Below are 18,825 nucleotides of genomic sequence, written 5' to 3' on the forward strand. Positions count from 1 at the left end.
TTATATCTGAAATTCCTTTTTTATTTCGTGATTACATCACTTAACAGACTATAACTTCCCTTTCGTCAAATGTCCTTCCCATTCACTTTCCCAATCGCTAAATTGCTCTGCCGGCATCGGCATACTCATCAGATATCCTTGTGCCACATCGCACTCCAATGTTGCCAAGAGATCCCATACAGCCTGACTATCCACCCCTTCCGCCACTACTTCCATATCTAGATTATGTCCAAGTTCAATGGTCGAACGCACAATCACAGCCGAATCATTGCTTTCCACCATTGGCATGACAAACGACTGATCAATCTTAATTGAATCTACTGGCAACTTTTGCAAATAACTCAGGCTCGAGTACCCCGTGCCAAAGTCATCAATGAATAATCGGATACCGAGTTTCTTTAACTTGGTCAATGCTTCTAATGCCATCGATGGTTCTTCCATTAAGGCACTTTCGGTCAACTCAAACTGGATTAGCTCCGGTCTAACACCCCAAGTGGAAAACAATCCTTGAACGCGGTCGATGAGCAGAGGATCGTACAAATCATGCGCGGACAAATTTACTGACAAGGCTCGCTCTTGCCCCGCTTCACGCCAAGCATAGCTTTGACTGAAAACCGCGTCGAGCATCCAATGTGTCAAAGGGGTAATTAAAGCTGCATTCTCAGCGAGTTTGATGAATTCCATAGTTGCGAGCATGCCATGCACCGGGTGCTGCCAGCGTACCAAGGCTTCCGCTCCGCACACGCGTCGCGACGCAATGTCGACCTTGGGCTGGCAATACAGCAATAACTCATTTTGTTCGATGGCTTTGCGTAAATCTCCCATCAAGGAGAGGCGCCGAGTGCATTCTTGTTCCTGCCCCCCAGTGTAGAGAGCATAGCCTCCTCGAGCAGGACAGAGATTATTCGTAGCGGCATTGGCACGCCGCAACAAGGTTTCAGCTTCAGCAGCATGCCCAGGATAAAACGCAATGCCTATACTGACACGCGGATCGATCATCAAACCTGCCACCTTCACAGAATTACGCAAGACGGCGGCCAGCCGTTGCGCAATTTGAATGGCATAGTCCGCCCCTCCACTAGGCAAAAGCAAGGCAAACTCGCTTTCCCCCGCTCGCGCCAAGAAATCGCTTTCCTTCAGATTGCTTGTCAAACGCTGAGCTAGCTGTTGCAACAATTGATCACCCGAGTCATAACCTAAGACTTGATTGATTCCACGCAAGTGACCAATATTCAGATACAAGAGCGCAAGGGCGTGGCGGCGTTGATCTGCAGTATGAATAGCATCTTTCAAGCGCTCAAGCATGAAGGTGCGATTGGGTAATTCGGTTAGGGGATCATAATAAGCCAAACGCGCAATGGTAGCCTCGGCTGCCTGATGCTTGATGCGAATACGTAGGTTAGAAATGCCATAAGCCAAATTATCAGCTAATTCGCTGAGCAATTTGACTTCCTCTTCATCAAAAGCGTCAGGTTCGATCGCACCCATCACCAGGGCGCCGAGCACTTGTCCATTCACATGAAGTGGAAACGCAGTAACTGCAGCATAGTCGAACTTGATTGCATTTTCGCGAAGGGGAGCATAAGCAGGAGCGGCATAGGCTGGATCAGTAAGAATGTGCCTACCCACGCAAGGCTGGCCGGTGCGGATCACGGTGGCCGCTGCGGAACGGCCTGTTTCCGTATCGTCGGTCCATGTGAAATGAAGCGCTTCTAAAAACGCTTTATCTACACCGATACTTGCCATCCATTGGAGACTCTTGCTTTTATCATGTTGCGCATATGCGACGCTAGCGATACGGTAACCACCTTTTTTCACGATGACTTGACACATGTCATGCAGCAACTCTTGCTCGTCCGAGGCATGCAATAAAATGTGGTTGCCAGCGCTCAAGGTTCTAAGCGTGCCGGTGACGCGTTCGAGTCTTGTCAGCAGTTGCTTATTCTTTGCCACTGAATTCGAACTGTCTTTATTTGACTCATCGGCAGGGTATGTCATACATACTAACCTCGATATTGTAAGGGGCTGTCACGTAATTAAATTACTTGCGCCTTGATGCAAAAAATTTACTGTTTTTTAAGATAATAGTCTGGATGCTGCGTAAACAGTGACTAAATAGTGGTTATATCTATAAGCTGAGACTTTTGCAAAATCCTTCGCCAGAAGCTTTATGCTATTGATTATAAAGGGTTAATTTTTCAACTATTGGGGTTTTACAAAGCTCTTCATGAATAAATAAATTATCTCATGTTTGCCCGCCTAGGTTGAATCTTTAGAGCATCAAGCCGAAGGTACCGCCCTATGCATAAATTTTCATATCCGGAATTCAAGCATAGGGGGTCAAAGCACTATTTTAATTATGGAAAGAAACCAAGGTGAGCCAATAATGAATATAGTTTTTAGAGTAGAACAATAAGAGAAACTTAAATTAAGGTGGGGCTTGATACATGCTAGAAAAACCACCAAGACCGCTGCATAACTGGTTATCTCGGGCTGGGCAAGATTTTTAAGTGTTTGATTTATCGATGCTGCAAGTAATCAGAAAAGCTCGAAAACACAGTTATGCAGTGGTCTTTACGAACAAGCACCGGGCACACATAGCAGAGTCTATAACCGGAAAGATTGGCCACATTGGATTGATGAAGATGGAGATGGAGAGAGAGACCTTTGCAAAACCCCAATAGTTGAAAAATTAACCATTTATAATCAATAGTATAAAGCTTCTATCGAGGACTTTTGCAAAAGTCTCGGAGATTGTCAAAATACCAGACAAGAACTATTGATTGCTATGAGTAAAGTACCAGTGCAGTTTACGGAGGAAAAAAATTGCACAGTCAAACATGGTGAATGGTATGGAGTCTATACCGGCCAAAAATTTACCAAAGCTTCAGATGTTGATATTGATCATATAGTCCCGCTTGCACATGCACACAGGCACGGTGCTGATAACTGGACGAGAAAGCAGCGGCCGAACATTTGCAAACGATTTTAAAAACCTTCTCGTGGTTCATGATGCAACCAATCAGGCCAAATCAGACAAAGGGCCGCATGAATGGCTACCACCTATGAAATCATTTTGGTGTGAGTATGGGAAATTGTGGCAGCGTGTTAAGAATAAGTACGGGCTACGTTTTAGCAATGAAGAACGTTTGACATTAAATCAACTTGCAAAGGCTTGTTAATAGCGTTCTAATTATGAATATACTGTATTGCCATGTTTCGCTTTGACTTTTCGCAGGGTGCACCAAGCGCTTCCCGTTATTTTTGGTACTAATCTGCAAATCTTTGGAGAAGTGAATAACTGGTACCGCTCTGATCACTCTTATCCTTAATCCTAACCAAAAACAGTTAGGGCGCAGTAAACAAGCTCATTAGATCAACGTATAAGCGATTATCTTTTAATAGTTTAGGCAAACACCCTAGGCTTTTTTTATTTAAATCAACAATCATCGATTAAAGGATTATAGCTGTATTAGGTAAAGATGCAGAGTTTACCCTTTAGTATATCCGTCAGACCTGTTGCAAGTATGGCCCGTTAATTTGTATTCAAATGGCGGGTTTTTTATTGTTTATTTTTATTTATGCCGTGGCACCGGATAGTTGCTGCTAGCATTATCGTTGCATAACTACTTGTTTTTATGGTGCCGGCACCAAGAATCGAACTCGGGACCTTCTGATTACAAATCAGCTGCTCTACCATCTGAGCTATGCCGGCAAAATATTAACAGTAAAAATAGCGATTATTTAATAATCCGTAGTTGGGGCTTACTATTATTCGGTGGTAATGGCTTTGGTGAATCAGAACTTGATATCTTCTCATTTTCATCACGCGTACTTTCAGCTATAGCTTTTTCAATTTCCTGAATAAAAGTTATTCCCTCATTTACTTCTTTCGCAAATATGCCTTTAACTGCATCAACCGGTATTTCCATCTTTCTTGCAATACCATTAAATCGAGCCATCAGGTTGATCATATCATTACCGATGACAAGATCTTCCACTGCGCTATGGCCTATATTAAGAACGATTTCACCGTTTTTTATATATTCCGTTGGAACATGCGTCCTGGAATCAACATTTACCGATATATAAGGCGTGAATTCATTATCAATACACCATTCATAAATTGCACGAATTAAATAAGGTTTTGTAGCACTCACATTCATTTCCGCATTATCTTTTCAGATGCAGACAACGCATCAATAAACAATGGACGACTAAAAAGCCGCTCAGAAAATTTCAGTAATGGTGCTGCTTGCTTGGGCAGACGAATACCATAATGATCCAGTCGCCATAACAAGGGGGCAATTGCTACATCCAGCATAGAAAATTCATCACCCAGCATATACTTTTGCTTCTCAAATACTGGGGCAATCACAGTCAGATTATCACAAACAGCTGCCCGTGCTTTGTCTGCTATTTTCTGGTCTGAACCTTCAATCGCATCAATATGGCAAAATAATTCTTGTTCAAATCGATACAACAATAATCTAGCGCGAGCACGCATAACCGGATCAGCCGGCATCAGTTGCGGATGCGGAAAGCGATCATCAATATATTCATTGATAATATTTGATTCATATAACACCAAATCACGCTCAACCAAAACAGGTGCTCTACCGTAAGGACTGATCACAGCCAAATCTTCAGATTTGCTGTTCGGATCAACATCAATTATATGAAAATCCATGTCCTTTTCGTGTAAAACGATACGGCAACGATGACTATATGGACACGTGATGGTTGAATATAATGTCATCATAACTATTTACTGTCTGACTTATACACGATGCATTTATTTAATAGCCAGCATGAAGTAGTCAATGAATGTCTCTCCAATACTCACGCTTCAATGCATAGGTAAGGCCTAACATGCCCAGCAAGAATATCATTACGATAATACCTAAGCTCCTGCGATCATTAGCGGCAGGCTCGCCCAGATAAACAAGATAGTTAACCAAATCAGCGGCATAACGATCATATTCCGTTTTTGAAAGTGTGCCGGGTACGTCAATTTCCAGTTTCTTAATTACCTGCTTGCCCCCTGCATCCGTATTGACCGTTTCTATACTCAGGCGCTGCTCTCCTTGTAATTCGTATAATACGTGAGGCATCGCAGCTCTATCAAATACAAGATTATTCCAACCTGTAACTGTGGCATCATCACGATAAAATGCACGCAGATAAGTATATAACCAATCTGCACCACGAGAGCGTGCAATTACTGATAGATCCGGAGGCGTTACTCCAAACCATTCCTCGGCCTCTTTCTTTCTCATAGCAGTCAGCATAAGATCGCCCACTTTCTGATCCGTATAGACAAGCCTATTCAGAACTTCGTCATTACCAAGTCCTATATCACGATGCCGGTTATATCGCATATAACTAGCACCATGGCACGTCAAACAGTAATTAACAAAGCTCTCTGCACCCCGCTGCAATGAATCATTATCAGTTGAATCGATTGGTGCCTTATCCAATTCCATACCGGATTCTGCAGCAAATACAGCCTGTGTACCCATACACAGAATAAACAAAAGGATCTTAATTTTATTCATCATTTTACTCTTTTTGGCTCGGGTTTAGTCTTATCTATCTTGCTATACCATGGCATCAGAATGAAAAAAGCAAAATAAATCACTGTAAATATTTGCGCTAACAAGGTAAATAAAGGTGTCGGCGCTTTTGTTCCAAGCCAGCCTAAAACAAAAAAGCTGATAACAAAAAGTGTCAGTGCAAATTTGAAATAAGGTCCTTTATAACGAATAGATTTTACTGGGCTCTTATCCAGCCAAGGCAAGAAACAGAATACGACTACTGAAGCCGCCATTAGTATCACACCCCACAACTTCGCATCTATCCAAAGAAAATTAACAGTCACTGCCCTCAACATTGAATAGTAGGGCGTAAAATACCATACTGGTGCGATGTGATCAGGGGTCTGTAGTGTATTAGCCGGAACAAAATTATTATATTCCAAAAAGTAGCCGCCCATCTCTGGCGCAAAGAAAATAATACCGCAAAACACCATCAGAAATACCACGACACCCATGATATCTTTTACGCTGTAATAAGGATGAAACGGGATTCCATCTACGGGAATCTTAGTTTCCGGATTACGATTGGCCTTAATCTCAATACCATCGGGATTATTCGATCCAACCTCATGCAGCGCTATTATATGTACCAACACCAAGGTCACTAATAAGATAGGAAGTGTCACCACATGATAAGCAAAAAAACGGTTGAGCGCAGCATCTGAAAGCGTAAAGTCGCCTAACAGCCAATTTGAAAGCGTCTCACCAATAAATGGAATTGCTCCAAACATACTGACAATTACTTGTGCTCCCCAATAGGACATCTGTCCCCATGGCAGTATATATCCAGTAAAAGCCAAGCTCATTAACACAAAAAATATTGCCATACCTACCAACCACAGCAGTTCACGTGGCTTACGATAGGAGCCGTACATCATTCCACGAAACATGTGCAGATATACAACCACAAAAAACATAGATGCCCCTGTTGAATGCATGTAGCGAATCAACCAACCGTAATCCACATCACGCATAATATATTCAACTGAAGCAAAAGCCAGACTAGCATCCGGCTTGTAGTTCATGGTAAGAAAAATTCCAGTAATCAGCTGGTTTACCAGCACTAGCATGGCTAACGAACCAAAGTAGTACCAGAAATTAAAATTCTTTGGGGCGTAATATTCAGAAAGATGCGCTCTCCAATTAGCAGTCAATGGAAAACGCTCATCAACCCATTCAATTATTGAATTTAATCGCTTGCTCATTTTATGCAGATTCCTTGCTATCTGATCCAATTAAAAGACGATTGTCGCTCAAGTAGGTATGAGGTGGAACAACCAAATTTGTTGGAGCCGGTACACTTTTATAAACACGGCCAGCCAGATCAAATTTAGAACCATGACAAGGACAGAAAAAACCGCCTAACCAATCAGGACCAAGATCTGCAGGTGCAATTTCTTTCCTGAACACGGGAGAACAACCTAGATGTGTGCATATACCCTCTGCCACCAGAATTTCCGGTTTAATGGAGCGCGTCTCATTCCGTGCATATTCTGGTTGTTGATCCTTTTCTGAATTCGGATCCGCCAATTCATCCTCAACTTTTTTGAGAGTCGCCAACATTTCTGGAGTGCGTTTCAACACCCACACAACCCGGCCACGCCATTCCACCATCAACAACATACCCGGCTCAAGTTTTGAAATATCAACTTCAACCGGTGCTCCCGCCGCTTTGGCCCGCTCACTAGGCATCATGCTCAACATAAAAGGTGTTGCTATGGCAACACCAGCAACACCGCCCGCAACAGAAGTTGCAGCGACCAAGAACCGTCTTCGGCTGTTCATTTCATTTTTGTTGCTGACACTATCGCTATCTGTCATATCTCACAATTCCGCCTGATTTTATTTTTCATGTAAAAAGCAAAAGCCGGTCATTATAGCTTAAATCTGATTAATAGTAAGTAACTCTAATAAACCTTCCTACCTTTTGCAGTTATAAGTTTTAATTCACTTGAACTAAAATTATATCATAGCCTTAACTTTAATAGGGTAACCCCTTAAATCAATTAGTGACAAAACTGATCCTGTTTATCTTATCTTCTTGACATCCTCCCCTTCCTAAACGAAGGGGATTCCTAGCGACTTATTAAGCCGTTAAGAGTAGGTTTGTATTGCTACTGCCTACTGGTTCCTGCTTCTTAGACGAAACTAACGTTTCAACTCCACAGGCTAACAAGCGATGTCCTCGCTCAAGTACATTCAAGGCACCTACCAAGTCGGCATTGGCTTTAAATCCACATTCTGTACATTCAAAAGCACTTTGGCTTTTGCGATTGTCACGACTAACATGTTGACATCCAGGGCAGGTTTGAGAGGTGTATTGAGGGTTTACCTTCAATACATCCCCGCCTGAACAAGCCTGTTTATACTCCAAAAACGAAACGAACATTCCCCATCCTTGGTCAAGAATGGATTTGTTTAGACCCGATTTCGCTTTGACGTTTTTACCATGCTTTTCAACACTGCCCTTGGCACTCTTAGACATGTTTCCTATCTTTAAATTCTCAACTACGACCATTGCGTGATTTTTGCTGATTTCGGTTGAGGTTTTGTGTAAGAAGTCTAAACGAGCATTGGCAATACGCTCATACAGTCGGGTAATGATTTGTTTCTGCTTTTTCCAGTTAGCAGAGAAACGGACTTTTTTAGACAACTTACGCTGTTCAAAAGCCAGTTTCTTTGATAACTTTCTGAAACTGTTTAAAGGTTCTACGTATGAGCCGTCTGACAAGGTTGCAAAGCGGGTAACGCCCATATCAACACCAATCATACTGGTTGAGCTATGACGCTTTAGCTCGGTCTCGTACTCAGTCTGAATCGACACGTACCAATAACCGCCTTTACGGGAAATCGTCATATTTTTAACGTCACCAATGACTTGGCGTGAATTACGATATTTCACCCAACCGATTTTAGGCAAGAACACTTTGTTAGACTCTTGCTCCAGCTTAAATCCTTGTGGATAACGAAAGCTGTCATTCAAACCTTTTTTCTTGAATTTTGGAATCCGTTTTAAAGGCTGTTTATCAAAACCGTCTTTGAACGCTTTTTCTAAGTTTTTTAAGGCTTGTTGCAACGGTTGAGAATGAACGGTTTTTAGAAATCCATAATCTTCTGAGGATTTCCATAGCTTTAGCCAAAATGACAACTCGTTGTACCAAAGCAATGGCTGTTTCTGCTCTAATCTGAACAGATTCATTGCTAAGGCTTTATTCCAAACAAACCGATTAGCACCCGCAAACTCAACCATCTTCTGTACTTGGTCAGAATTTGGATTGAGTCGAGATTTAAAGGCTTTGCGTATAATCTGCTTCATGGTTATAATTATACAAAAAGGAATTGGTCTATGCAAGTTAATAACGATGTAAGAACAGTAAGACATTGCGTTTTTAATCTTCATGTTCATTTGGTCTTTGTAACAAAATACCGTAGAGATGTTTTCTCCGGAAGGGTATTAATTGATTTGGAAGAAATATTTAAAAACGTGTGTTTGGATTTTGAAGCAGAATTGGTGGAATTTAACGGTGAGCATGATCATATTCACCTTTTAGTTAACTATCCACCAAAAATTGCTATTTCTAACTTGGTAAATAGTTTGAAAGGCGTTTCAAGCCGACTCATTCGCAAAAAGAATTATCCCGAAATTAAAAATAAGCTTTGGGGTAATATGCTTTGGAGTCCAAGCTATTTTGCGGGTAGTTGTGGTGGAGCACCACTCTCGATTATTAAGCAATATATTGAACAACAGCAAAGACCGCATTAAACAGGCTTCGCCTGTGCGCTTATATCTCCGCCCTGAAGGACGAAGTTTTACGCGCTATTTGATAAACACAAAACAGCATTCCAGAAAAAACCATATCTACCTGAAATATAATCACAATAATTACAAATGCTCGCTCTCATCCCTAATCATGTTCGCTCAACACGCTCAAACATTTCAGTCGAGTTTATACTGCAAGTAAGCCAATTTTCATCAAAAAAATGCAAAAACCGTCTACATAAAATGTGCTATACACAAGCAAGCATCCATATGCTAAAACCACAAAAGTACTCTTTCATAGTAATAGTGTAAAGTACGCTACACATCGTACATCGGCATCATTCGTCTATAGAATAAATGGGAAAGCATCAACCCATAATGCATTATTCCCATATTTCATACATGAGTTGAACCATGCTCCAATATATTGGACATAATCCTTTATACGCCAACCTAAAAAATTAATTCATCCATAAAAATCCAAGCTTCATCGGGATTTTCTGGCGATAACTAGCGAATTTTACCGTGACATTGTTTATATTTCTTACCAGATCCACAGGGGCATGCCTGATTGCGGCCAACTTTATCGCCTTCACGCACGAATGGCTGAGGCTTATCTTCTTGGGTTTCCTCATCTACCGATTTTTCATTCAAAGTTTCTTCATAAGCCGCATGATGATATTGCATATTTGTCGGTGATCGCAATGTTTCAGACACCGCTTCAACTTGCTGTTCATTTTTTATCTGTACTGTCATCAAAATTTTAGTTACTTCACTTTTGATTTCTTCCAGCATATTTCCAAACAATTCAAAAGCTTCACGCTTGTATTCCTGCTTAGGATTTTGCTGCGCGTAACCACGCAAATGAATCCCTTGACGCAAGTGATCTAGTGCTGCCAAATGCTCTCGCCAGTGCGTGTCCACACTTTGTAACATCACGGCCCGCTCATACTGATACATCACATCAACACCCACCTGATCAACCTTGCTTTGATAGTGATCACGCGCAAAACTAATAATGCGTTCTTGCAAGCTTTCTTCGTGTAAATCGGGATCTTTCTCTAACCATTCCTGTATCGGTAAATGTAATTGATATTCGACCGCCAGCGCCTTCTCTAGACCCGGGATGTCCCATTGTTCTTCTACACTTTGCGGTGGAACATGAAGACTGAAAAGAGTGCTCAGTACACTTTCTCGAATTGCGCTAATTGTTTCTGAAATGTTTTGCGGTGCTTCTAGCAACTCATTACGCTGTTGATAAATCACATTACGTTGATCATTCGCTACATCATCGTACTCTAGCAGTTGCTTACGGATATCAAAATTTCGTGCCTCTACCTTGCGTTGGGCATTCTCAATCGCCCGTGTCACCCATGGGTGTTCTATGGCTTCACCTTCTGGCATCTTAAGGCGTGTCATGATATTAGCCACACGATCAGATGCGAATATACGCAAAAGTGGATCTTCAAGAGAAAGATAGAAACGACTTGATCCAGCATCCCCTTGCCTTCCAGAACGTCCACGTAATTGATTATCAACACGCCGTGATTCGTGCCGCTCTGTACCAATAATGTGCAAGCCCCCCTTACTCAATACCTCATCATGGCGTATTTTCCATTGCTTATCCAGCTCAGCAATACATGCAGCCTTCTCTTCCTCACTCAATTTTTCATCCTGACTAATACGATGAATTTCAGGCTCTGGATTACCACCCAGCACGATATCGGTGCCTCGCCCTGCCATATTAGTGGCAATGGTAACCATCTTAGGCTGCCCAGCCTGTACAATAATATCGGCTTCACTGGCATGTTGCTTTGCATTAAGAACCTGATGGGGCAGTTTTTCTTTCGTTAATAACCTGGATAATAATTCATTATTCTCAATCGAAGTCGTTCCAACCAGAACAGGCTGCCCCCGCTCGTAACATTCCTTAACACCTTCAACAATAGCCTGATTTTTCTCTTTCATCGTACGAAATATCTGATCCATGCGATCATCACGAATCATTGGCCGATGAGTTGGAATAATGATCGTCTCCAACCCATAAATTTGCTGGAATTCAGCCGCTTCAGTATCAGCAGTGCCAGTCATACCACTTAATTTTTGATACATGCGAAAGTAATTCTGGAAAGTAATTGAAGCAAGCGTTTGATTCTCCTTCTGAATAGCAACACCTTCCTTTGCCTCCACCGCCTGATGCAATCCATCTGACCAACGCCGGCCTGACATAAGCCGCCCAGTAAATTCATCAACAATAACGATTTCATCATCCTGCACCACATAATGCTGATCCAGGAAATACAAAGCATGTGCGCGCAAGCCCGCATTAAGATGATGAATCAGATTAATATTAGTTGGATCATAAAGACTCGATCCAGGTGCCAGAAGCTTAGCTTCAGCAAGCAATTTCTCTGCATGCTCAAAACCTGATTCACTCAATAAAACCTGATGAGATTTTTCATCCACACTAAAGTCGCCAGGGCTATCCTCTGTTTCTTGACGAATCAACTTTGGAATCAATGCATTGATACGAATATATATATCTGTATCACCCTCTGCCTGACCAGAAATAATCAAGGGAGTACGCGCTTCATCAATCAGAATTGAATCCACCTCATCAACAATGGCATAATTAAGCACGCGCTGCACACGTTCAGACGGATGCGTCACCATGTTGTCGCGCAAGTAATCAAAACCATACTCATTGTTGGTACCGTAGGTGATATCGGCAGCATACGCCGCCTGTTTTTCACTATGCGCCATTTGTGAAAAAATAACGCCGACACTAACACCGAGAAACTGATAAATCTTCCCCATCCAAGCAGCGTCACGTTTGGCCAGATAATCATTCACCGTTATCAGGTGAACACCCTTCCCTGTCAAAGCATTGAGATAGGCAGGCAATGTCGCCATCAGTGTTTTACCTTCGCCCGTACGCATCTCGGCTATGTTACCTTCGTTCAATACCATGCCACCTATGAGCTGAACATCGAAATGGCGCATTTCCAGTACGCGCTTACCTGCCTCTCGCACAACTGCAAAAGCTTCTGGCAGTAAGGCATCCAACGTCTCTCCGTTAGCAATCCGTTGCTTGAATTCATCCGTTTTCGCACGTAAATCAGCATCAGATAGTTTTTCAATACCTGACTCTAATCCATTGATATCGCGAACGACCTGAAAATATTGCTTAATCATTCGGTCATTACGACTACCAAAGACTTTTTTGAGTAGATTATTTAGCATAAAGTTTCGAAAATTTTTTGTTGAAACAACCAGGAAAAAACAAAGGGTGAGATCTTTGACCTCACCCCACGATAAATTTTTAATATAGTTCAGCCAGACATTTTTAAAAATCTCGATGGATTTTGCGGTACATCTTTATATCTAATTTCAAAATGTAGGTGCGGGCCAGTAGAACGACCTGTACTGCCAACCTTGGCAATTATCTGTCCCCGCAAGACCACTTGCCCGAGTTTAACCAAACGCTTGGAGGCGTGGGCATAGCGACTGATCAGTTCATCTCCATGATCAATTTCAATCATATTACCATATTCAGGATGACGATCAGAATAGACTACCACACCACCCGCGCTAGCTCTGATTGGGGTTCCTGCTTTAACTGCAAAATCAACACCTTTATGAAAAGCACGCTTCCCCGAAAATGGATCAATTCTATAGCCATAGCCAGAGGAGTACCATTTTGTATCAACGGGCATAATAGAAGGCAGTACACGTTCCGCAAGTCGACCATAACGGAATAAAGAATCTAATGCACCTAGTCTATCAGCCCGTTCATCCAGCGCGTACGATAATGCTTGGAGTTTCCGATTAAATTCACTAAAAGTTATCTCTTCAGTAGGCAAGACGGCATGTCCGCCACCTTGCCCAGGCACATGGTTAATCGAAGATTCTTGCGACTGAATACCCGATGACTCCGTTAATCGTTCGCCCAAAGCGTCTAATCGCAATAACTGCGCTTGCATTTGTCCGAGCTTAATCGCCATGACATTCAGGTTATTGTGTAGATGCAACTGAATTTTACGATGCCTTTCTTCTTGGGGATTAACTAACAATGTTCTTAAAAGAGGAGATTTTATCCCATCTGCATAGCGCAATGACAAATAATTCAACCCTAATGACGATAATACGATTATGATAAAGAAAACGCTGATTATCAATAAAAAATGCGTACCTGTCAGAGTCAAACTCTTTGTTCGCGCCAGTTTATTAGAAATCAGAATAATGTTCATCTTTTGCCTTTTGCTTTAGCTAGTTTTATATAATTATGACCACGCGCAAAGTAAACAGTTACCTTAATCTTCTTGGTAGAACACCTAAATATCAGGGTTTATTTACTAAAATCAATGAATTAAACAAAATGCAGCAAATTTTTATGGCAGTTGTTCCGCCTTACTTAGCAAAACAATGTACGTTAGGCCGAATCTCCAATGGAACACTAATTGTATATACCGCAAATGGATCAATCGCAACAAAACTGAAGCAAGTTTCACCATCCTTATTATTGAAATTACAGAAAATCAATTGGCAGATTACTGCAATTCAAATCACTGTGCAAGCAGATTACTTTACTAAGAACACAGCAAATTTTCCAAGCGATTGCACTCCTAAAAAAAAATTACTCATGAGCCAGGCGGGAATAAAACATCTCAGCCAATTAGCCGAAAAACTACCTAATTCAGTGCTCCGACATGCTATCGAGTTATTATTAGAAAAACAACGAAAACTCCACGACAAATAAAGGGCTATCACGAAAAGGAACTTATATCTTACAGGCCGGTGCCTTCCAGGCACGCATGAAAAATTAGCTTAATTGAGGACTCCTAACAACTACAAATAGTCACCGATTTACTATTTCAATAAAAGAACATAACACTACTCCATTTCAAAGCACCAAGTAATTTATTCTAACCATATTTCATCTTCGCCAGACCGCTCGTATATAATATAATTTTTTTATGCTTCCATACGTTATTAATTTTTGCTCACCACAGCCCTGCGTATAAAAGCCAAGAATACTTTTGATGAAAACTAATTCTCCTTTAATTCAACTACTTTCGTTTTACCATCTGACCATATCGATAAAAACAATCTTATGAATGTTTTTTACGAAGAAGCAGGAGCATTCAAAGTCGGTTCGATACTCATTGACAACAACACATCTTTGCAAATAGAAGCTTCGCACGGCAAGCGCTCTAAAATTAAGGCGACATCAGTATTGCTCCGGTTTGACACACCACCCTTATCCGAATTCATGAACCATGCTCAGGAAACAGCAGATCGGTTAGATCCCGACTTTCTTTGGGAATGCTGTGAAAGCGACACTGAATTTGCCAGCAATACTCTAGCAGCAGATTATTTTGGCCACTCGCCCAGCCCAATAGAAGCAGCTGCAATCCTGATCATGCTGCACGATGCACCCATATATTTTTATAAAAAAGGTCGAGGACGCTATAAGGCTGCCCCGCCAGAAGCACTTAAGGCAGCTTTGGCTAGTCGGGAGAGAAAACAGCGTCAGGCAGAACAACAAGCGATTTATATAGCACAACTAAGTGCATTTACTTTACCTGAGGCATTTAGACCACAATTATTAAGCTTACTCTATAGCCCAGATAAAAACTCCATCGAATGGAAGGCACTCGAAGCCACTTGTGCTACAACAAAACTTACTCCATCGAAATTATTAGAGAAGTGTGGTGCCATTCCATCTACCCATGACTACCATTTAAATCAATTTCTTTGGGAGCATTTCCCAGAGGGTATAGATTTTGATGAGGTCAATCCAGAAAATAACCGGGACAATCTACAAGACTTACCCATCTCAGATGTTACGGCATTTAGCATAGACGATGCTACAACCACAGAAATTGATGATGCCTTTTCAGTTACGCCACTAACATTGGGCAGTTTCCGAATAGGTATCCATATAGCTGCGCCTGCACTTGGCATCACGCCTGCATCATCATTGGACAAAATAGCGGCACAACGACTCTCCACCGTTTATTTACCTGGCAACAAAATTACCATGTTACCAGCCACCATAATTGACCACTATACCCTAGGTGAAGAACGATTATGCCCAGTGCTTTCCCTCTATCTGAATGTAGCCGATGATTTTACGGTGGTCTCCACTGAGAGTTGCATTGAAAGAATAAAGATTACAACTAATTTACGTCATGAGGCGCTAGAAGAATATTTTAATGAGACCACATTAAGAAACAACAACTTGAATCACCCATTTAGTAAGGAATTACGACTATTATGGGATTTTTCTTGCAAAATGGAGATACTGCGCGGTAAAGCAAGCGATCTTAATAATGAGAAAATTGATTATAACTTCAGTATTAAAAATGATCGCGTTACCATTAGTGAACGGCGCCGGGGGTCACCAATAGACAAGTTGGTCTCAGAATTGATGATTTACGTTAACACAGAGTGGGGTAAACAATTGGCTGACGCCAGCATTGCAGGAATTTATCGCAATCAAGGCGGTGGTAAAGTAAAGATGAGCACCTCTCCCGCGCCACATCAGGGTCTAGGTGTTTCTCAATATGCGTGGAGCAGCTCACCACTACGCCGATATGTCGACTTAATCAATCAACGCCAGTTAATTGCATTGCTACGTGCTGAAGCACCTCCCTATACTAAAGGAAGTGATGCACTCTTGATTCCCATGCGGGATTTTGAACAAGCATATGCTATTTACAGTGATTTTCAGCGAGGAATGGAACGTTATTGGTGTTTACGTTGGCTGCTACAGGAAAATGTACACACGATTGATGCGCAGGTAATTAAAGAAAACCTGGTGAGATTCGATCATTTACCCTTGGTCGCTCGTGTTCCATCATTACCGGAAATATTACCCGGCACCTACGTTAAACTGAAAATATCTCAAATTGATTTACTTGAACGTAGCCTGCATGCACAATTTTTACACAAGCAAGAATCATGAAATCAGGCTATTAACCTTGAAACAAATAACCAGTTGCTATCCTTAATAAATATAATGAGATATTCCAAGATTTAACTTTCAAGGTGTTATCCGTTGGCAACTATCCTCAATATACTAAAGCCTTTATTTTCTTTATTTCATAATCAACAGCGCTTACAGAAGAATCGCTTGCTTGTAGCAATATTTTTCTCGCTGTTGCTGCATGCAGCTATATTATTTGGCGTCGCTTTTCGATTCCCAGACTCGAGCTTTAATAAAACTGCCACATCTTTAGAAGTCATCCTGGTTAATAACAAGTCCTCATCAGAACCAACCCAAACTAAAATACTTGCGCAAGAAAATTTAGAGGGCGGTGGAAATACTGATGATAATCGTCGTGCCAAAACACCTTTTCCGGCATTACCTAAAAGCAAGCCTCTAATAGATAATGTAACTTCTCAGCAGAAAGTTAAACAACTCGAGCAGAAAGCAAAGCAATTAATAACGGCTACAGAAAGTATGCAGCATATTGATCAACCCGATTCACAGACAAACTCATCCGATAAAAATCATGTATCGGATACCAGCAATTTACTCCAACGCAGCCTTGATATTGCTCGCTTAAAGGCACAAATCTCACAAGATTACGATACCTATCAAAAACGCCCAAAGCGAAAGTTTATCGGTGCACATACCAAAGAGTATCGATTCGCACGTTATGTTGAAGATTGGCGTATTAAGGTAGAACGCATAGGCAACCTCAATTACCCTGAGGAAGCCAGAAAAGGCAAGCTTTATGGCAGCTTACAGCTTACCGTTGGCATTCGATCCGATGGCAGCCTGGAATCAATTGTATCAATCGCTCATCAGGAGAACAAATTCTAGATGAGGCTGCTATACGTATCGTGAGGCTTGCAGGCCAAAACGGATTTGCATCTTTTCCACCCGATATCAGCCATGATACAGATATTCTGCACATTACACGTACCTGGGTATTTACCCGCTCTGATCAATTACTCAGCCAATAATAGTCGGCTACCGTTGATTGAATGTATAAGTAAATCCGTTTACTATCAGGTCTCAGAAGATTCACGGGATTTTACAGCATTGCATCATAAAAGAACTTCGGTTTCATTTATGGAGACTTTTGCAAAAGCTCTCGCTACAAATTTTAACCTATTGATTGTAAATAGTTAATTTTCATCTATTGAGGTTTTACAAAGGTTTCAACCAGCCGATTTAATAAATTCTAATCACATACTCACTAAGCTTTAGCTTATTTGGTTCTTGTTTAACACATAAAATCCTAGGCCCATGATCGATTCATATGCTGTTATCGGCAATCCAGTTTCTCATAGCAAATCACCGTTCATTCATACCCAGTTGCCCACCAGACCGGTCAAGAGATGCATTATCAAACAATTCTTGCACCATTAGATGGCTTTGAGATAGCCGTCAAACACTTCTATCAACAAAACGGAAAAGGTTTAAACATCACCGTCCCCTTTAAACTAGAAGCATACAAGTTACCGACCCGCTTAACTGAACGAGCCAGCTTAGCTCGGGCAGTTAATACGCTTAAATTCGATAATAATGAAATTCTGGGTGACAATACCGATGGCATTGGATTGGTACGTGATATTGCAGTCAACCTAGGCATGCCCATTACAAATAAACGAATATTATTAATGGGTGCAGGGGGGGCTGCGCGTGGCACGATTTTACCATTGCTGGAACAAAAACCAGCCATACTCGTTATCGCCAACCGTACGAAACATAAAGCAAACAGGTTACATCAACAATTCATTACCTATGGAAATATAGCATCTGGCGACTATCCGGATTTTTCAGATCAGGGTTTTGACATTATTATTAATTCGACTTCTGCCAGCTTACATGACAAATTACCGCCATTATCTCCCAATAACTTCACAGAGGAATCATTAGCCTATGACATGATGTATAGCAACGAACCTACCCCTTTCTTAAGGTTTGCTAAAGAGCAAGGCGTTCGATATCTGGCAGATGGGATTGGCATGCTGGTTGAACAAGCAGCTGAATCGTTTTTTTTATGGCGCGGGGTCAGGCCAGAAACAAACAGCATAATAGAAATACTCAAGCTAAAAACATAAACCGAAGAATCATATTTTCCCATATGCCGTACCCATCTGCCCCCTGTCAACATGACATACTAATGCCATTTCTAGTTTGAGATAAGCAATAACTTCACCTGCTATGATCTGGGTTATTCGCCGCCACCAACAAGCTCATTTCTGTGAAATTTGATATCACATAAGGGAACTGTCTCGTAATATGGAATTTATCCATCTTTTACTATACAACAAATTAATTATTAACAATTAAAATTTTGGAAAATTCTATTACGAGACAACCCCATAAAACATACGGAAGAAAAACTCTCAAGCGCTGGATCTGGCGGTTTATTTTATACTTATTTATTCCATATTCCTGTACCAGCTATGGATTCTTAGTCATGTTGTCTACTGGAATGTCTATAA

The 18,825-nt window shown here is 41.3% G+C and carries 14 protein-coding genes, 1 tRNA gene and 1 pseudogene; 6 read left to right on the forward strand and 10 right to left on the reverse strand.

What is annotated here, in order from left to right; genetic code table 11:
• Window positions 1-48: 48 nt before the first annotated feature.
• The gene (locus BUQ89_RS12790; protein WP_028462246.1) at window positions 49-1,893 is read right to left on the reverse strand and encodes a putative bifunctional diguanylate cyclase/phosphodiesterase; all 1,845 of its coding nucleotides are present in this window, start codon (window positions 1,891-1,893) and stop codon (window positions 49-51) included.
• Window positions 1,894-2,924: 1,031 nt separating this feature from the next.
• Between BUQ89_RS12790 and BUQ89_RS12795 the strand changes: the two genes are divergently transcribed.
• The gene (locus tag BUQ89_RS12795; RefSeq protein WP_074202632.1) at window positions 2,925-3,182 is read left to right on the forward strand and encodes a hypothetical protein; all 258 of its coding nucleotides are present in this window, start codon (window positions 2,925-2,927) and stop codon (window positions 3,180-3,182) included.
• A 457-nt stretch (window positions 3,183-3,639) separates the two neighbouring features.
• On the opposite strand, the gene BUQ89_RS12800 is transcribed toward BUQ89_RS12795, so the two are convergent.
• From BUQ89_RS12800 to BUQ89_RS12830, 7 genes are all read right to left on the reverse strand, one after another.
• Window positions 3,640-3,715, reverse strand: a tRNA-Thr gene (locus BUQ89_RS12800).
• 25 nt (window positions 3,716-3,740) lie between these two features.
• A complete protein-coding gene (locus BUQ89_RS12805; protein WP_028462244.1) occupies window positions 3,741-4,166 on the reverse strand; it encodes a ClpXP protease specificity-enhancing factor in 426 nt (141 codons plus the stop codon).
• Window positions 4,163-4,762 (reverse strand): glutathione S-transferase N-terminal domain-containing protein, encoded by a 600-nt coding sequence (locus tag BUQ89_RS12810; protein ID WP_028462243.1) that lies wholly within the window; start codon window positions 4,760-4,762, stop codon window positions 4,163-4,165. Before BUQ89_RS12810 ends, BUQ89_RS12805 begins: the two co-directional genes overlap by 4 nt.
• Before the next feature lie 58 nt (window positions 4,763-4,820).
• On the reverse strand, window positions 4,821-5,558 hold the full coding sequence (locus tag BUQ89_RS12815) for a cytochrome c1 (protein ID WP_028462242.1): 738 nt from the start codon (window positions 5,556-5,558) through the stop codon (window positions 4,821-4,823).
• Window positions 5,558-6,802, reverse strand: a complete 1,245-nt coding sequence (locus BUQ89_RS12820) for a cytochrome b (protein WP_028462241.1) — start codon at window positions 6,800-6,802, stop codon at window positions 5,558-5,560. Before BUQ89_RS12820 ends, BUQ89_RS12815 begins: the two co-directional genes overlap by 1 nt.
• A gap of 1 nt (window position 6,803) precedes the next feature.
• The gene (gene petA, locus BUQ89_RS12825) at window positions 6,804-7,418 is read right to left on the reverse strand and encodes a ubiquinol-cytochrome c reductase iron-sulfur subunit (protein ID WP_028462240.1); all 615 of its coding nucleotides are present in this window, start codon (window positions 7,416-7,418) and stop codon (window positions 6,804-6,806) included.
• Between the two features lie 265 nt (window positions 7,419-7,683).
• Complete coding sequence (locus BUQ89_RS12830) at window positions 7,684-8,913, reverse strand: RNA-guided endonuclease InsQ/TnpB family protein (RefSeq protein WP_074202633.1); 1,230 nt, start codon at window positions 8,911-8,913, stop codon at window positions 7,684-7,686.
• Window positions 8,914-8,943: 30 nt separating this feature from the next.
• On the opposite strand from BUQ89_RS12830, the gene tnpA reads away from it, so the two are divergent.
• Window positions 8,944-9,360, forward strand: a complete 417-nt coding sequence (gene tnpA, locus BUQ89_RS12835; RefSeq protein WP_074202490.1) for an IS200/IS605 family transposase — start codon at window positions 8,944-8,946, stop codon at window positions 9,358-9,360.
• Window positions 9,361-9,867: 507 nt separating this feature from the next.
• Here the strand turns inward: tnpA and secA are convergent.
• Together secA and BUQ89_RS12845 are read right to left on the reverse strand one after the other, a co-directional pair.
• Window positions 9,868-12,600 carry a preprotein translocase subunit SecA gene (gene secA / locus BUQ89_RS12840; RefSeq protein WP_028461013.1) on the reverse strand — a complete coding sequence of 911 codons (2,733 nt, stop codon included), beginning with the start codon at window positions 12,598-12,600 and terminating at the stop codon, window positions 9,868-9,870.
• A gap of 89 nt (window positions 12,601-12,689) precedes the next feature.
• Window positions 12,690-13,607 (reverse strand): M23 family metallopeptidase, encoded by a 918-nt coding sequence (locus BUQ89_RS12845; RefSeq protein WP_028461014.1) that lies wholly within the window; start codon window positions 13,605-13,607, stop codon window positions 12,690-12,692.
• A 35-nt stretch (window positions 13,608-13,642) separates the two neighbouring features.
• On the opposite strand from BUQ89_RS12845, the gene BUQ89_RS12850 reads away from it, so the two are divergent.
• The 4 genes and pseudogenes from BUQ89_RS12850 to aroE all read left to right on the forward strand — a co-directional run bounded on the left by BUQ89_RS12850 (window position 13,643) and on the right by aroE (window position 18,438).
• The gene (locus BUQ89_RS12850) at window positions 13,643-14,116 is read left to right on the forward strand and encodes a DciA family protein (RefSeq protein WP_028461015.1); all 474 of its coding nucleotides are present in this window, start codon (window positions 13,643-13,645) and stop codon (window positions 14,114-14,116) included.
• 354 nt (window positions 14,117-14,470) lie between these two features.
• On the forward strand, window positions 14,471-16,327 hold the full coding sequence (locus BUQ89_RS12855; protein WP_028461016.1) for a ribonuclease catalytic domain-containing protein: 1,857 nt from the start codon (window positions 14,471-14,473) through the stop codon (window positions 16,325-16,327).
• A gap of 93 nt (window positions 16,328-16,420) precedes the next feature.
• Entirely contained in the window at window positions 16,421-17,191 is a 771-nt protein-coding gene (locus BUQ89_RS12860; RefSeq protein ID WP_342742994.1) for an energy transducer TonB, read from the forward strand.
• Window positions 17,192-17,620: 429 nt separating this feature from the next.
• Window positions 17,621-18,438 (forward strand): annotated as a pseudogene (gene aroE / locus BUQ89_RS12865) (shikimate dehydrogenase).
• The last annotated feature ends 387 nt before the right edge of the window (window positions 18,439-18,825 follow it).

The organism is Nitrosomonas cryotolerans ATCC 49181, assembly GCF_900143275.1.
Taxonomy (GTDB): Bacteria; Pseudomonadota; Gammaproteobacteria; order Burkholderiales; family Nitrosomonadaceae; genus Nitrosomonas; species Nitrosomonas cryotolerans.

Bases quoted from the DNA above. Each gene is read 5' to 3' on its own strand.
- BUQ89_RS12855 (WP_028461016.1), top strand. From the start codon at position 14,471: ATGAATGTTTTTTACGAAGAAGCAGGAGCATTCAAAGTCGGTTCGATA.
- BUQ89_RS12810 (WP_028462243.1), bottom strand. From the start codon at position 4,762: ATGATGACATTATATTCAACCATCACGTGTCCATATAGTCATCGTTGC.
- BUQ89_RS12845 (WP_028461014.1), bottom strand. From the start codon at position 13,607: ATGAACATTATTCTGATTTCTAATAAACTGGCGCGAACAAAGAGTTTG.
- BUQ89_RS12795 (WP_074202632.1), top strand. From the start codon at position 2,925: ATGCACACAGGCACGGTGCTGATAACTGGACGAGAAAGCAGCGGCCGA.
- secA (WP_028461013.1), bottom strand. From the start codon at position 12,600: ATGCTAAATAATCTACTCAAAAAAGTCTTTGGTAGTCGTAATGACCGA.
- BUQ89_RS12815 (WP_028462242.1), bottom strand. From the start codon at position 5,558: ATGAATAAAATTAAGATCCTTTTGTTTATTCTGTGTATGGGTACACAG.
- BUQ89_RS12805 (WP_028462244.1), bottom strand. From the start codon at position 4,166: ATGAATGTGAGTGCTACAAAACCTTATTTAATTCGTGCAATTTATGAA.
- BUQ89_RS12830 (WP_074202633.1), bottom strand. From the start codon at position 8,913: ATGAAGCAGATTATACGCAAAGCCTTTAAATCTCGACTCAATCCAAAT.
- BUQ89_RS12850 (WP_028461015.1), top strand. From the start codon at position 13,643: ATGACCACGCGCAAAGTAAACAGTTACCTTAATCTTCTTGGTAGAACA.
- tnpA (WP_074202490.1), top strand. From the start codon at position 8,944: ATGCAAGTTAATAACGATGTAAGAACAGTAAGACATTGCGTTTTTAAT.
- petA (WP_028462240.1), bottom strand. From the start codon at position 7,418: ATGACAGATAGCGATAGTGTCAGCAACAAAAATGAAATGAACAGCCGA.
- BUQ89_RS12820 (WP_028462241.1), bottom strand. From the start codon at position 6,802: ATGAGCAAGCGATTAAATTCAATAATTGAATGGGTTGATGAGCGTTTT.